The organism is Streptomyces phyllanthi (genome assembly GCF_009377205.1).
GTDB lineage: Bacteria > Actinomycetota > Actinomycetes > Streptomycetales > Streptomycetaceae > Streptomyces > Streptomyces phyllanthi.
Genome location: NZ_VJZE01000062.1, coordinates 16804 through 31285 on the forward strand (window position 1 = coordinate 16804; position 14482 = coordinate 31285).

General features: G+C 71.6%; 10 protein-coding genes. 7 read left to right on the forward strand and 3 right to left on the reverse strand.

The features are described from left to right. The first annotated feature begins 65 nt into the window (after window positions 1-65). On the forward strand, window positions 66-230 hold the full coding sequence (locus tag FNH04_RS46505) for a hypothetical protein (protein WP_194236643.1): 165 nt from the start codon (window positions 66-68) through the stop codon (window positions 228-230). Between the two features lie 187 nt (window positions 231-417). Here the strand turns inward: FNH04_RS46505 and FNH04_RS12145 are convergent, their stop codons facing one another. Then, a complete protein-coding gene (locus FNH04_RS12145) occupies window positions 418-3060 on the reverse strand; it encodes a nitrate- and nitrite sensing domain-containing protein (protein WP_152783350.1) in 2643 nt (880 codons plus the stop codon). A gap of 512 nt (window positions 3061-3572) precedes the next feature. After that, window positions 3573-4958 (reverse strand): ABC transporter substrate-binding protein, encoded by a 1386-nt coding sequence (locus tag FNH04_RS12150; RefSeq protein ID WP_152783332.1) that lies wholly within the window; start codon window positions 4956-4958, stop codon window positions 3573-3575. A 218-nt stretch (window positions 4959-5176) separates the two neighbouring features. On the opposite strand from FNH04_RS12150, the gene FNH04_RS12155 reads away from it, so the two are divergent. The 4 genes from FNH04_RS12155 to FNH04_RS12170 all read left to right on the forward strand — a co-directional run bounded on the left by FNH04_RS12155 (window position 5177) and on the right by FNH04_RS12170 (window position 8935). Further along, window positions 5177-5551, forward strand: coding sequence for a response regulator (locus FNH04_RS12155; protein WP_152783334.1), 375 nt, complete (start codon window positions 5177-5179; stop codon window positions 5549-5551). Window positions 5552-5753: 202 nt separating this feature from the next. Next, complete coding sequence (locus FNH04_RS12160; RefSeq protein ID WP_152783336.1) at window positions 5754-6722, forward strand: hypothetical protein; 969 nt, start codon at window positions 5754-5756, stop codon at window positions 6720-6722. Window positions 6723-6926: 204 nt separating this feature from the next. After that, window positions 6927-8021, forward strand: coding sequence for a LacI family DNA-binding transcriptional regulator (locus FNH04_RS12165; protein WP_152783338.1), 1095 nt, complete (start codon window positions 6927-6929; stop codon window positions 8019-8021). Then, a complete protein-coding gene (locus tag FNH04_RS12170) occupies window positions 8018-8935 on the forward strand; it encodes a carbohydrate kinase family protein (protein WP_322722952.1) in 918 nt (305 codons plus the stop codon). Before FNH04_RS12165 ends, FNH04_RS12170 begins: the two co-directional genes overlap by 4 nt. A gap of 473 nt (window positions 8936-9408) precedes the next feature. Here FNH04_RS12170 and uvrA read toward each other — a convergent pair whose 3' ends face one another. Then, complete coding sequence (gene uvrA / locus FNH04_RS12180) at window positions 9409-12474, reverse strand: excinuclease ABC subunit UvrA (RefSeq protein WP_322722953.1); 3066 nt, start codon at window positions 12472-12474, stop codon at window positions 9409-9411. Window positions 12475-12697: 223 nt separating this feature from the next. Here uvrA and FNH04_RS12185 point away from each other — a divergent pair, with 223 nt between their 5' ends. Both FNH04_RS12185 and FNH04_RS12190 read left to right on the forward strand, forming a co-directional pair. Further along, complete coding sequence (locus tag FNH04_RS12185) at window positions 12698-13387, forward strand: maleylpyruvate isomerase family mycothiol-dependent enzyme (protein WP_152783342.1); 690 nt, start codon at window positions 12698-12700, stop codon at window positions 13385-13387. Window positions 13388-13468: 81 nt separating this feature from the next. Next, the gene (locus FNH04_RS12190; RefSeq protein ID WP_152783344.1) at window positions 13469-14125 is read left to right on the forward strand and encodes an MBL fold metallo-hydrolase; all 657 of its coding nucleotides are present in this window, start codon (window positions 13469-13471) and stop codon (window positions 14123-14125) included. Window positions 14126-14482: the final 357 nt, after the last annotated feature.

The window sequence follows — 14482 nt, forward strand, 5'->3', positions numbered from 1 at the left end:
CAGAGGCAAGGATCCGCCGCCCCGGTCGAGGGGCGGCGGGCACACCGGGCGAAGGGCTGCGGAACATGCGGCGGACACGGATCGAGAAGCCACGGCGGGCGGCCCGTCCGCGCCGGCGGACGGACGACTCCCTCCCGCTGAGCGCCCTCCTGGACCCCCGGGACCCCGACATCCTCCGCGCCAAGCGCCTCCAGCGGGCGCAGCGGGACGGCGGGTACGCCCGCCCCTAGAGCCGGACGGTTGCCCTGCCGTCCGCCCCGGCCGCCCGGACCGTACGCACGTCACCGAGTCCAAGACTCCCCCGTTGATTGGACCCCGCGTACGCTCCGGGCGGCTTGTTGTCGCCGTGCGCCTCGGGAAGGGCGCCTACGTACAGGGCGCCCACAGGGTGCCGCGCCCCGCTCCCCCTGGAGGCGCTCACTCGTCGGCGGGACGCTCCCGTACCGGAATCCGCGCCGTCAGGGTCGTGCCGCCGCCCTGCGGGCTGGTGACGGTCAGCCGGCCCCCTGCCGCCTCGACCCGGTCGATCAGCCCGATCAGGCCGGACCCCTTGCCCGGCTCCACTCCCCCGACGCCGTCGTCGCGGATGGTCAGCTCCAGAACGTCGTCCCGGTCCTCGGCCTCGACGGTCACCACGGTCGCGCGCGCGTGCTTGACGGCGTTGGTGAGGCACTCGGAGGCCACGTAGTACGCGGCCACCTCCAGGTGCTCCGGGAGGCGGGGCGCGGAGAGCCGGAGGTCGAGCTCCACGGGGACCGCGGAACGGCGGGCCAGGGCACGCAGGGCGGGGCCGAGGCCGCCCCGGGAGAGGATGGCCGGATGGATACCGCGGGCCACCCGGAGCAGGTCCTGGAAGGCTCCGTCGAGGCCTTGGCCCACGTGGGCGAGCTGCCCGGCGAGTTCGCCCGATCGGTCCTCGACCATCGACTCGGCCAGCCGCAGGTCAAGCTGGAGGGAGACCAGGCGCTGCTGGACCCCGTCGTGCAGATCGCGTTCGATACGGCGCCGGGAGGCGTCCCCGGCGGCCACCACGCGCGCGCGTGACGCCGTGAGCTGGGCACGGCTGTCGGCGTTGGCGATGGCCGTGGCGATGAGTTCGGTGAAGTCGGCGAGGCGCGACTCCGTGTCGCCGGGCAGCGGCTCCAGCAGCGAGGCCGCGACGACGGCACCCCAGCGCCGGCCGTCGACGACGATGGGCGCGGCCGCGGAGCGTCCCGCACGGACCGCCTGCTGGGTCCAGGCGTCCTCACCCGCCGCCTCCCGGTCCTTGTCCACCGTCTCGCGCGAGATCCCGAGGACCGTGAAATAGCCGTCGGACTCGTACCGCAGCACGGCCACGGCCGTGCCCAGCAGGTCCGCCACCTCCTCCGCGACCTTCGCGAAGACCTGGGACGGCGGAACCCCGCCCGCCACCGCGGTGGCGACCCGGCGCAGCGCGGCCTGTTCGCGGGCGGCCCGGCGGCTCTCGGTGACGTCGCGCGCAGCGGCGTAGATGAGGCCCTCCTCGGGGACCGGCCAGGCGCTCCACTCGAGCCGGCACTCGGTGCCGTCGTTGCGTATGTAGCGGTTCTCGAACTCCTCCACCGGGTCCCCGTTCGCCAGCCGCTCGAAGGCGGCACGCACGCGTGCCCGGTCGTCCTCGTGGATGAACTCGACGATCGGCTTGGACAGCAGCACCTGGCTCGGGTATCCCAGGGTCCGCTCGAAGGCGGGGTTCACACGCTCGAAGTAGCCCTTGAAGCCGCAGATGCAGAGCAGGTCCAGGGAGAGGTTGAAGATGCTCTCCAGTTCCTGCTCGGCCTTCCTGCGCCGCCCGTGCGCCGCCGCGAAGGACGCCATCGTGTCGTTCATGCCGCCCAGGAGCTGCGCCCAGGTGCCGGCGAACGAGGCGACGTCGGCGCGGTGTCCGAACCGGCCCGCGTCGATCGCGCTGTTCATGGCGCGGATCTCGGCGGCGAGCCGCTCGGTGGTCACCCGCAGATCGCGGAAGGTGTCGGCCACGTCACCGAGTTCGTCACGTCCCGCGTAGCGGATGTCGTACGACAGATCGCCGTCCGACAGTGCCCGGGCACCTGTGGACACCTCGCCCAGGGGCCGGGTGATGGAGCGGCGCAGGGCCAGGGCCAGGGCGGTGACGGCGGCCAGGACGGCCAGGGAGCCGATGAGGTTCCGCGTCCCTCCCGACTCCGCGGTGGCGAGGTCCTGGTCGGCCGTGTCGGCGAGTTCGCGGGCGGCCCGGTCCTGGATGCCGCGCAGGGCCTCGATACGCGCCCCGGAGACGGCGAGCCAGCGGTCGTACGAGGGCCAGGCGGCCTTCCCGTCCGGTGCGGCGAGCGCGTCGCGCACCTCGCGGACGGCCCGCCCCGGGGCACGGAGCAACGCGGTGTAGAGCTCGTCCGCCAGCTCCTCCGAGGTGTTGTGCTCGAAGGCGTCCAGCTGGGCCTCCTCCAGCGCGTGCCAGCGGCCCGCGGCGGTGGGCCGCCGGTGGGCGGGCGTGTCGAGGAGGATGGCGAGTTCGGCGCGTTCGCGTTCGGCGGCCTCGATGGCGCCCAGGAGGGCGATATGGGCGTCGGCGGCACGGCCGGCGTCCCGGGTGGGCCGGCCGGACTCCAGGTCGGCGACGGTGCGGAGGAGGGCGGTCTCGATGGTCCCGTACGTCTCCATCACCCGCTGAGGGCCGAGCGAGCCGGTGTCCGTCTGGACGCGCGCGGCGTGCAGTTGGCGGCTCATGGCGGTGAGCCGGCCGGTGACGTCGAGCCGGTCCGTGACGTCGGCGCGCCCCGACCAGGAGTCGGCGCGGTGGGAGGCCCGTTCCAGGGCACGGTCGGTGGCGGTCTGGGCGGCGGACCGTTCCTTCAGGGTGTCCGGTCCGGGGCGCAGCCGGGCCAGAACGGCGGCTGTCCGCTCCCGGGCAACGGCGTCGGTGACCGCGGTGGTCGCGAACGACACCCTGGTCACCGTCCGGAAGTCGCGCAGGGTCCGCGCCTCGCGCCAATGGCTCACGGCACCGAAGAGGGTGTAGAGCAGCAGCCCGGTCACCGGCAGCAGCACCAGCAGCATCAGCTTGGAGCCGACGCGCAGGCGGCCGAGTAACGGCGACCGGCCGGGGCAGGGGGCGGAGCTCGCGTTGGGCGCTCGGCGCCCTGTGATGGCGCGGAGTACCGCGAGGGAGCGTATGCCGTCTGGTGCGCGCCGCATGGCCGGTCCTCAGCGCCCTGTGTGCCGGCAGTACCGGTGGTATCGGTGGTATCGGTGGTTCGTGCCGAGGGCCACCGAGTCCTTGTTCACGTCAGCGCGTCCCACGTATCCCAGGTATCGCACGTATCCCACGTATTCACCTTCGCCCTGCCATCGGCCGGCTCTGGCGAGCGGTCGGCTCCTGGCCTCCCGTGGCCCCTGGGTGCTCCGTCGGCCGCGGGGCGCGTGGTGCGGTCGAGTGGCCTCCGGTGCCCCTGCTCGCGCGGCTTCTTCAGGATGCCGGTGAACTCGGTGGCCGTCCATGCGTTCGGCGTGCCGCGCGGAACCAGGACGCGCGCACCGTCCGCCGCGCGGGCTCCACGCCCTCTCGCCGTTCAGAACCTGCTCTCCGGGTAGCCGTTGTGGGCCGCCAGGTCCTTGTCGATGTCCTTCGCCGCCTGGTCCAGCGTCTTCTTCACGGGGTCCCCGTCGATGACGATCCGCGCGAAGGCACGTGAGAAGGCCGCGGTGATCGCCGGATAGGCGGGCGTCTGCGGCCGTGGCCGGGCGACGCCGTCCCGCAGTTGCTCGATGAACAGCCGCTCGGTGCCGTCCTCCCCGTACGTCGGCGAGCGCTTCACCGCGCTGTACGTTGCCGGGACCGCGCCGTTGGCCTCGCTCATCCGGAGGACCTGTGCCGGTCGCAGCAGAAAGGCGAGAAACCGCCAGACCGCGTCGCCGTCGGCGGCGCCCGAGGTGATGCCCCACTGCCAGGAGCCCATCCCCGTGACGGTGCCCCTGCCGAAGTCGGGCAGCGGCACGATCGCCACGTCGCCGGGATGCGCCTTGGTGTACTCGCCGTATCTCCAGTGCCCCATCCAGGAGATGGGGCTGCGGCCCTCGACGAACGCCCGGTCGTCCTTGCCCGGGTCGACGAGCCCCTCCTTGGCCCAGTTCTGCACGGTGGTGAGCGCCTTGACGGACTGCGGGCCGTTGACGAAGCCGTCCGCCGTGCGGAAGTCGGGGTCGATGAGGTCACCGCCCGCCGACCAGACCGCCGGGGCGAAGGCGTAGGTGTTCCACTCCCCGCCGTCCGACGCGTAGTGGAGCCACAGGTCGAGCGGTGTCTCGTAGCCCTCCTCGCGCAGCTTGTGGAGGATGTCCGTCAGTTCGGCGGCCGTCCAGGCGTCCCCCGGGCCCTTGGGGATGCGGACGCCCGCCCGTTCGAGCACCGACGGCCGTACGTACAGGCCGAGTCCGGAGTCGAAGGTGCCGACGCCCCACAACCGCCCCGCGTACATGCCCTGTTGGCGGATCGACGGAAGCAGGTCGTCCAGGACCTTCTCGGGCACACAGGAGTCGATCGGCTTGAGCTTGCCGGACCACGCGTAGCTGTAGAGCCGCGGGCCGTCGAAGTCGAGCAGGTCCGGAAGGTCGCCGCTCGCCGCCGCCGAGAGCACGAGATCGTTGTACGACGGGTTCGAGGGGAGGGCGACCAGCTCGACCTTCACCTGCTTCTGCGCCTTGTTGAACTCCTTGACCTGGCTGCGCAGGGTGCGGACCTCACCGCTGCGCCCCGTATGGGACCAGACCGTGATGCGTTCGGTGCCCTGGATCCTGCCGTCGCAGGTCGTGTCGTCCCCCGGCTTCTTCCCCTCACCGGAGCCGTCGTCGCCGTCCCCGCCGCGGCACCCGGCCAGCAGCAGCGCGGTCCCCAGCAGCCCCGAAACGAGGGCGCGACGGAGCCGGCGTGTCCCCGGGTCGCCGTGCGGTGCTCTCATCACGCACCCCCACTCGCCCGGACGGGTCGGCCTCGTCCGGAGCAGCGTCATGCTACCGCCGGTGATGCACGGCCGCCCGGGTGAAGGCCCATCGCTTCGTTCGGCACGGGACTTCAGCACATTCCCCTGGTTCTTCCAGCTAGCCGGAAGTCCGGAGCCCCGACACTTTCCCGCTAGCTGGAAGGCGCGGGGGGCCGAACGGTTGACACCCTGTCTGCATGTCCATGCGCTGTCTGCTCGTCGATGACAGCGCCCGGTTCCTGGAGGCGGCGCGCACCCTGCTGGAGCGCGAGGGGGTCACCGTCGTCGGCGTCGCCTCGACGGGCGCGCAGGCGCTGGCGCAGGCCGCGGAACTGGCCCCGGACGTCGTCCTGCTGGACCTCGACCTCGCGGGCGAGAGCGGCTTCGACCTCGCCTCGCATCTGGCCCGCGCCGTCTCCTCGGTCATCATCCTCATCTCGACGCACACCCTGGACGACTTCCAGGAGCTCGTCGCCGCCAGTCCCGCCCGCGGTTTCCTGCACAAATCGTCGCTGTCGGCACGCGCGATAAGGGACCTGCTGCGGCAGGAACCGGGGTCGCCGACGGCGTGACGGCCGAGCGGGCTGTTGCGCGTCAGGTGTTGTCGGGGCATGGTCAACACGCTTCAATGCGGGATGGCCCAAAGGCCGTGAACAGCCCGCATACAGGCGAGACGTTCCGGCGCAACGGGCCGCGGGCGCCATCCGGTGCCTCCGCCCGGCCCACGCGATGGGCCTGACCAGCCCTCGCGCACCTGGACAGAAAGGCCCCTGCATGCGGCACGGCACAGAGCACGCGGACGTCGCCACGGCGGAGGCGGCCCTCGCCGCGGCGGAACTGGAGACGGCCCTGCGGGGCGGCCCGTTCCACGTCGCCCTGCGTGCCGCGATCGCCGCGCGCGGGCTGCCCCTGCAGCGCGTCCAGCACCATCTGTCGCGATACGGGGTCAGGGTCGGCGTGACGAGCCTCAGCTACTGGCAGCAGGGTGCCCGGCGCCCGCAGCGCCCCGAGTCCCTGCGGGCGGTACGCGCCCTGGAGGAGATCCTCCATCTTCCGGACGAGTCGCTGATCCGCCTGCTCGCCGAGACCGACGAACGCCCGGCCCCGGAACGCCCCGCGAGCCGCTCCTACCGCTCCCTGGTGGAGGCGTCGGGCGTACTGGAGCGGCTCCTGACGGAGTTGGAGGCGACGCTCGACGGCGGGCTGCACACCATCGGCCACCACGAGCGGGTACGGATCGGCGCGCACCGCGAACTGCTGACCCGGGAGTCCCAGCACATAGTGCGGGCGCACAAGGACGGTGTGGACCGCTATGTGGCCGTCCACCACGGTGACCCGGGGTGCTCGCCGGAGCACATGACCGTCCGGGCCATGGAGAACTGCCGTACCGGGCGCGTGCGGTGGCACCACGAGACAGGGGTGCTCGTCGCGGAGCTGCTCTTCGACATCCGGCTGCGCGCGGGGGACACCTTCCTCTTCCGGTACCGCGTCGAGGACGGCACGGCCGGGGTGTCCAGCGAGTACGTCCGCGGGTTCGGCTTCGCGGGCGGACAGTACGCGCTCCAGGTCCGCTTCCACGGGCAGGCCCTGCCGACGCGCTGTCACCGCTTCACCCAGCACACGGCGGCGGCCCCCCGCACCGGCCGTCAGGAGCTGCCCCTGAGCCGTCGGCACCGCTCGGTCCACCTGGTCGAGCCCCGTGTCCGCTCCGGGATCCTCGGTATCGGCTGGGACTGGGAGTGAGCAGACCCTTCTGACGTGGCGCAGCTCGCGTGGCGGTGGAGTCGCGCCGGGGACGTAAAGGCTTGCGCCATCGCTCACACCTGAGACGCAAACGTTTGCGCCATCGCTCACACTTGAGACGTAAACGATTGCGCAAGCGTTTACGTGTGGCTTCCGATGCGGTACGTTCCCGCCCAGCAGCTCACATGCCTGAAGGGGACCGCCTTGGCCACGATGGTCGACGTCGCGCAGCACGCGGGGGTGTCCGTGGCGACCGTCTCGCACGTGCTGAACAACACGCGCGCGGTACGGCCGCGGACCCGCCAACTGGTCCTCGACGCCATCGACGCGCTCGGCTACACGCCCAACACGCTGGCCCGTTCCCTGGTCACCTCCCGGACGCGGTCCATCGGGCTCGCGGTGTCGGCCGTCAGCAACCCGTACTTCACGGAGATCCTCCAGGGCGTCGAGGCGGGCGCGCTGGAGCACGGCTACAGCCTGCTGATCGCCGATCCGCACGACGACCCGGCGCATGAGCGGAAGATCGTCCAGCTTCTGCACGAACGGCGCGTGGACGGCATGATCGTCGCCCCTTCGGCCCGGCCCGACGGCCTCCTGGGCTACCTCGGCCGGCATGCCGTACCCACCGTGTTCCTGGACCGCCTGGTCGACACCGCCGAGAACGACACGTTCCGCTTCGACCAGGTCTGCACCGAGAACAGCGAACCCATGGCGGGGCTGGTCACGCATCTCGCCGGACTCGGCCACCGGCGCATCGGACTGGTCGCGGGCCTGCCCGGCCTCAGTACCACCGAGGAGCGGATCACCGGCTACCGGCTGGGCCTCTCGGCCGCCGGGCTCCCCCACGACGAGGAGCTCGTGGCGCACGGCGACTCCGACGCGGAGGCGGCCCGGCGCGCCACCCATGGCCTGCTCACCCGTTCGAACCCGCCGACGGCTCTCGTCACCGGCAACAACGCCATGACCATAGGCGCCCTGCGCGCCATGGGCGAGCTGCGCGTCTCCGTACCGGACGACATGGCGCTGTGCTGCTTCGACGACTTCGCGTGGGCCGACCTGTTCCGTCCCCGGCTCACCGCGATCGCCCAGCCCAGCAAGGAGATCGGGGCGCAGGCCGTGCGGCTGCTCCTGGACCGGCTGGCCTCGCCGGAGCACCCCACCCGTACCGTCCGGCTTCCCTGCGCGTTCGTCCACCGCAGCTCCTGCGGCTGCCCGGAGAGCCACGAGGGTGCCGGGGATACCGGAAGCGCCGGAAGCGCCGCAAGTCAGGAAAGTTCCGAGAAAGGATCCGTCTCGTGATCGTCGTCGCCGGTGAGGCCCTGATCGACCTGGTACCGCAGGGCGCGGGCGCCCTCATGGACCTGCGGCCCGCACGCGGCGGCGGCCCGTACAACACGGCGGTCGCCCTGGGCCGCCTCGGCTCGCCCACGGCCTTCTGCTCCCGTGTCTCGTACGACGCCTTCGGCGAGGCCCTGCTGGACGGGCTGCGCGCGGCTGGCGTCGACGTGGCCTCCGTGCAGCGCGGCCCTGAGCCCACGACCCTCGCCGTCGCCTCCATCGGTGAGGGCGGCTCGGCCTCGTACTCCTTCTACGTCGAGGGCACCGCCGACCGCCTGTTCGAGGCCCCTTCCCATCTGCCCGCCGAAACGCGGGCGGTGTCCTTCGGCACCTGCTCGCTCGTCCTGGAGCCCGGGGCGAGCGCGTACGAGGAGCTGATGCGAACCGCCGCCGCCCAGGGGGTGTTCACCGCGCTCGACCCGAACATCCGGGCGGGGCTCATCCCTGACGCGGACGCCTACCGGGCCCGGTTCAAGAGCTGGCTGCCGTCGGTGTCGCTGCTGAAGCTCTCGGAGGAGGACGCCCTGTGGCTCGGCGGCACCCCGCACGAGTGGCTGGCCTCCGGCCCCTCGGCCGTCGTGGTCACCCACGGCGGCGACGGGCTGACGGTCTTCACCCGCGACGGCGCCGTGCACGCGGTACCGGGCGAACGGGTCGACGTCGTGGACACCATCGGTGCCGGCGACACGGTGAACGCGGCACTGCTGCACGGTCTGTCCGCATGGGACGCCCTGTCCCCGGAGGCGCTCGCGGGGCTGGGAGCCGACGGCTGGACACGACTGCTGCGGTTCGCGGCGCGCGCGGCGGCGATCACCTGCTCCCGGGCCGGCGCGGAACCGCCGTATGCCGCGGAACTGAGCGATCTGTGTCCGTGACCGCGCCAGGCCGCCGGCCGCTGACGGCTGACGGCTGACGGCTGACGGCTGACGGCTGACGGCTGACGGCGTGCAGGGGTCCCAGGGGTCCGGCCGTTCAACCGGTCGAGCGCCGTGGCGGCGGTGTCGTCGACGGGAAGACGAAGGACCATACGGTGGCCGCCGTCCGGCAGGCGAGGGTCTCCTGCGCGAGGCACAGGTGCCCGGCCTCGGGGTGGGGTGACGAAATCCGTTCCGGCACGGCGGGCATCGCCGGCACGGCGGCGGGCCCTCGGTGAAGAGGGCACGCGGTGACGGTCAGCCCGTCAGCGATGGTGGTGGCACGGGGATCGTGCGGTCTCCGACTGGTCCAGCACGGCCCGCACGCCGGGCCGGGCCGTGCGTGTCGGTGCAACGGGCGGCGCCCCGCGGGGAGTTCCCGCAGGGCGCCGCACCGTCTGAACTTGTCGGGACTCGTCGCCCTCGCTCGCGGCTCAGGCCTTGCGGGCCCGCGTCGTCTTCTTCGCGGCGGCGGTCTTCTGCGCGGCGGTCGTCTTCTTCACGGCGGCCGTCTTCCTGGTGGCCGCCGCGGCCTTCTTGGTCGCCGTGTTGTTGGCGGTCCTGACCGTCGCCGTCTTCCTGGCCGTCGTCGCCGCGGCGACCGCCTTCTTGGTGGCGGCCTTGCGCGGCGCCCTCACCTGGGCGGCGTCGCTGACGCGCTCGGCGCCCAGGATCTCCCGCAGGAACTTGCCGGTGTGGCTGGTCGGCACCCCGGCGACCTGCTCGGGCGTGCCCTCGGCGATGACGAGGCCACCGCCGCTGCCGCCCTCGGGGCCCATGTCGACGATCCAGTCGGCGGTCTTGATGACATCGAGGTTGTGCTCGATGACGATGACCGTGTTGCCCTTGTCGACCAGGCCGGACAGCACCGTGATGAGCTTGCTGATGTCCTCGAAGTGCAGACCGGTGGTCGGCTCGTCGAGCACGTACACCGTGCGCCCGGTGGACCGCTTCTGCAGCTCGCTCGCCAGCTTGACGCGCTGAGCCTCACCGCCGGACAGCGTCGGCGCGGGCTGACCGAGCCGGACATAGCCGAGGCCGACGTCGTTGAGCGTCCTCAGGTGGCGGGCGATCGCGGGCACGGCCTCGAAGAAGCCGAGGGCCTCCTCGATCGGCATGTCCAGGACCTCGGAGATCGACTTGCCCTTGTAGTGGACGTCCAGGGTCTCCCGGTTGTAGCGCGCCCCGTGGCAGACCTCGCAGGGGACGTACACGTCCGGCAGGAAGTTCATCTCGATCTTGATCGTGCCGTCGCCGGAGCAGTTCTCGCAGCGGCCGCCCTTGACGTTGAACGAGAAGCGGCCGGGCAGGTAGCCCCGCACCTTCGCCTCGGTCGTCTCGGCGAACAGCTTGCGCACGTGGTCGAAGACCCCGGTGTACGTCGCCGGGTTGGACCGCGGGGTGCGGCCGATGGGCGACTGGTCGACGTGGACGACCTTGTCGACGAGGTCGTCGCCGTCCACGCGCGTGTGCCGCCCCGGCACGGTCCTCGCGCCGTTCAGCTCGCGAGCCAGGTGCGTGTACAGGATGTCGTTGACCAGTGTCGACTTACCGGAGCCGGACACGCCCGTGACGGCCGTGAGCACGCCCAGCGGGAAGGACACGTCGATGTCCTGGAGGTTGTTCTCCCGGGCGCCGTGCACGGTGAGTCTGCGGCCCGGGTCGACCGGGCGGCGGATGTCCGGGAGGGCGATCTCCTTCTTGCCCGCCAGATACTGGCCGGTCATCGACTCGGCGTTGGCCAGCAGCTCCTTCAGGGGACCGCTGTGGACGACCTTGCCGCCGTGCTCGCCGGCGCCGGGGCCGATGTCGACGACCCAGTCGGCGGTCTTGATGGTGTCCTCGTCGTGCTCGACGACGATGAGCGTGTTCCCCATATCACGCAGCCGGACCAGGGTCTCGATCAGGCGGTGGTTGTCGCGCTGGTGCAGACCGATGGAGGGCTCGTCGAGGACGTAGAGGACGCCGACGAGTCCGGAGCCGATCTGGGTGGCCAGACGGATGCGCTGGGCCTCACCGCCGGAGAGGGTGCCTGCCGCGCGGTTCAGCGAGAGGTAGTCCAGGCCGACGTCGACCAGGAACCGCAGCCGCTCGTTGACCTCCTTGAGCACCCGCTCGGCGATCTTCTTGTCGCGCGCGTTGAGCTTCAGCTCGCCCAGGAAGTCCGCGCAGTCGCTGATCGACATCGCCGAGACCTCGGCGATCGACTTCTCCATGATCGTGACCGCGAGGACGATCGGCTTCAGACGCGTGCCGTCACAGGTGGGGCAGGGCACCTCGCGCATATAGCCCTCGAAGCGCTCGCGGCTCGCGTCGCTCTCGGCCTCGCTGTGCCGGCGCTTCACGAAGGGGACGGCGCCCTCGAAGGCCGTGGTGTACACGCGCTCGCGCCCGTACCGGTTGCGGTAGCGGACCTCGATCTGCGTCTTGTGGCCGTACAGGAGGGCCTTCTTCGCGCGCTGCGGCAGTCCGGCGAAGGGGATGTCGGTACGGAAGCCGAGCGCGTCCGCGAGGGCTCCGATGAGGCGGCCGAAGTAGTCCTTGGTGTGCCCGTGCGACCAGGGGTGGATGGCGCCCTCGTCGAGGGACTTCTCCTCGTCCGGGACGATCAGCTCGGGGTCGACCTCCATGCGCGTCCCGATGCCGGTGCAGTCCGGGCAGGCGCCGAAGGGCGAGTTGAACGAGAAGGAGCGGGGCTCCAGCTCCTCGAAGGACAGGTCGTCGTACGGGCAGTACAGGTGCTCCGAGTACATGCGCTCGCGCTCGGGGTCGTCCTCGGGGAGGTCGACGAAGTCGAGCACGACCATGCCGCCCGAGAGGCCGAGGGCGGTCTCCACGGAGTCGGTGAGGCGGCGCTTGGCGGAGTCCTTCACGGTGAGGCGGTCGACGACCACCTCGATGGTGTGCTTCTCCTGCTTCTTCAGGGTCGGCGGGTCGGTGAGCTGAACGGTCGTGCCGTCCACGCGCGCGCGGGAGTAGCCCTTGGTCTGGAGGTCCGCGAAGAGGTCGACGAACTCCCCCTTGCGCTCGCGCACCAGCGGCGACAGCACCTGGAAGCGGCTCCCCTCCGGCAGCTCCAGGACCCTGTCGACGATGGCCTGCGGCGACTGGCGCGAGATCGGGCGGCGGCACTCGGGACAGTGCGGCTTGCCGATGCGCGCGAAGAGCAGGCGCAGGTAGTCGTAGACCTCGGTGATGGTGCCGACCGTCGAGCGCGGGTTGCGCGAGGTCGACTTCTGGTCGATGGAGACCGCCGGGGAGAGGCCCTCGATGAAGTCGACGTCCGGCTTGTCCATCTGGCCGAGGAACTGCCGGGCGTACGAGGACAGCGACTCCACGTACCGGCGCTGCCCCTCGGCGAAGATGGTGTCGAAGGCCAGCGAGGACTTGCCCGACCCCGACAGGCCCGTGAAGACGATGAGCGAGTCGCGCGGCAGGTCGAGCGAGACATTCTTCAGATTGTGCTCGCGCGCGCCACGGACGATGAGACGGTCGGCCACGCCGGTCCGCACCTTTCTTGAGTGAAGTGACAGGGGCGGGGCCCCCGCTCTTCACAGCCTAGGGGGAGCCACTGACAGCGCCGGTCCTGTTTCCCCGTTCCACAACAATCCCGGGCTCTCCAGCATGCCCGACGCCGCACCCGACCATATAGCACGTGCATTCGATTTGGCGGCCAGATCCACCTCCTTCACCCGAAGGTGTGGCGGAGCTAGGGTCGGCGTCATGATGGATCACGCGCGCGACCTGGCATCTGTACGTGACGCGACCGAGCGGCTCCTCACCGCAGCCGCGAAACTGGACAACGCCGCCGTCGCCGAGCCGTCACGGCTGCCCGGCTGGACCCGCGGCCATGTCCTCGCCCACCTCGCCCGCAACGCGGACGCGCTCGTGAACGTCCTCCAGGGACGCCCCATGTACGTCTCCGGGGACGCCCGGGAGGCCGACATCGAGCGGGACGCCCCACGCCCCTTGGACGTCCAGCTCGCCGACGTGCGCGAGAGCGCAAACCGCTTCCAGGACGCCGCCTCGGTCCCCGCGGACTGGTCCCGCACCGTCGAGCTCCGGGGCGGGGTCACGGACTCCGCGTCCCGGGTGCCGTTCCGGCGCTGGATCGAGGTGGAGATCCACCACGTGGACCTCGGTATCGGGTACGAGCTGGAGGACCTGCCTGAGGAGTTCACGGAGCGGGAGATCGACTTCCTGGCCGAGCGCTTCGGGCGACATCCGAAAGTCCCCTCGACCGGCCTGGTCACCAGTGAGGGCCGGATCTGGACCACCGGAGGCGGCGCCGAGGGCGGCCCGATCGGCGTCCGGGGCACGGCTGCGGACCTGCTGGGCTGGCTGGCGGGGCGCCGTGACGGGTCCACGCTGGCCGTCGAGGGCGGCCGGCTCCCGGCACTGCCCCCGCTGTAGGGCGCCGGCACGGCCGCGGGAGGGGCCGGAGCCGCGATGACGGCCTGCTCTCCGTCCGCCCACCGCTCTAGACTGATCGCCATGACGTACAGCGGAGCGGTGAAGGTCGGCGGCCCGGCGGACGTGCACGAGTTGCCGGACCTGATGATCTCCAAGGTCGCGGTGGGCCCGATGGACAACAACGCGTACCTGCTGCGCTGCCGGGCCACCGACGAGCAGTTGCTGATCGACGCCGCGAACGACACCGGCACGCTGCTCACGCTGATCGGCGCCGACGGGATCGCGTCCGTCGTCACCACGCATCAGCACGGCGACCACTGGCAGGCGCTCGCCGAGGTCGTGGCGGCCACGGGCGCGCGTACCTACGCGGGCCGGGACGACGCCGACGGCATCCCGGTGCCGACCGACGTCCCGGTCGACGACGGCGACACGATCCGGGTGGGGCGCGTCGAGTTGACCGCGCGCCATCTGGTGGGCCACACGCCGGGTTCGATCGCGCTCGTCTACGACGACCCGCACGGGCACCCGCATGTGTTCACGGGGGACTGCCTGTTCCCCGGAGGTGTGGGCAACACACGTAAGGATCCGAAGGCGTTCGCCAGTCTGATCCACGATGTCGAGACGAAGATCTTCGACGCGCTCCCGGACGAGACCTGGGTCTACCCGGGCCACGGCAACGACACGACGCTCGGCGCGGAGCGTCCGCATCTGCCGGAGTGGCACGCACGGGGCTGGTGACATCCCACGCAGGGCGGCCGGTGAGATCCCGCACGCGGGCGGCCGGTGAAACCCCGTGCACGGAGCGGCGGTTGGCGAGTCACCCGGCGTGCGGCGCGGAGCGCGCGCCGTTACGCGCCCCGTGTGAACCGAGCACACGCGTTGGTGCCCCGCGCGCGCTCCCGGCGCGGTCAATGGCGCAGTCCACTGGAAGCAGAGCCGCACGGGAAGACGGCTCCTGTGCGGTTTGGGCCGCCGGGGCTCGCCGCAGCAGGAATCTCGCCCATGTTGGCTCTGATCAACGGATGGAGCCGATCGGAAGCCAGGTCAAACTCTCCGTGCCCCTGAACCCAGAGGTACCCGCCGGTAGCAACGTCC

Bases quoted from the DNA above. Each gene is read 5' to 3' on its own strand.
- FNH04_RS46505 (WP_194236643.1), top strand. From the start codon at position 66: ATGCGGCGGACACGGATCGAGAAGCCACGGCGGGCGGCCCGTCCGCGC.
- FNH04_RS12145 (WP_152783350.1), bottom strand. From the start codon at position 3,060: ATGCTGCTGGTGCTGCTGCCGGTGACCGGGCTGCTGCTCTACACCCTC.
- FNH04_RS12150 (WP_152783332.1), bottom strand. From the start codon at position 4,958: ATGAGAGCACCGCACGGCGACCCGGGGACACGCCGGCTCCGTCGCGCC.
- FNH04_RS12155 (WP_152783334.1), top strand. From the start codon at position 5,177: ATGTCCATGCGCTGTCTGCTCGTCGATGACAGCGCCCGGTTCCTGGAG.
- FNH04_RS12160 (WP_152783336.1), top strand. From the start codon at position 5,754: ATGCGGCACGGCACAGAGCACGCGGACGTCGCCACGGCGGAGGCGGCC.
- FNH04_RS12185 (WP_152783342.1), top strand. From the start codon at position 12,698: ATGATGGATCACGCGCGCGACCTGGCATCTGTACGTGACGCGACCGAG.
- FNH04_RS12190 (WP_152783344.1), top strand. From the start codon at position 13,469: ATGACGTACAGCGGAGCGGTGAAGGTCGGCGGCCCGGCGGACGTGCAC.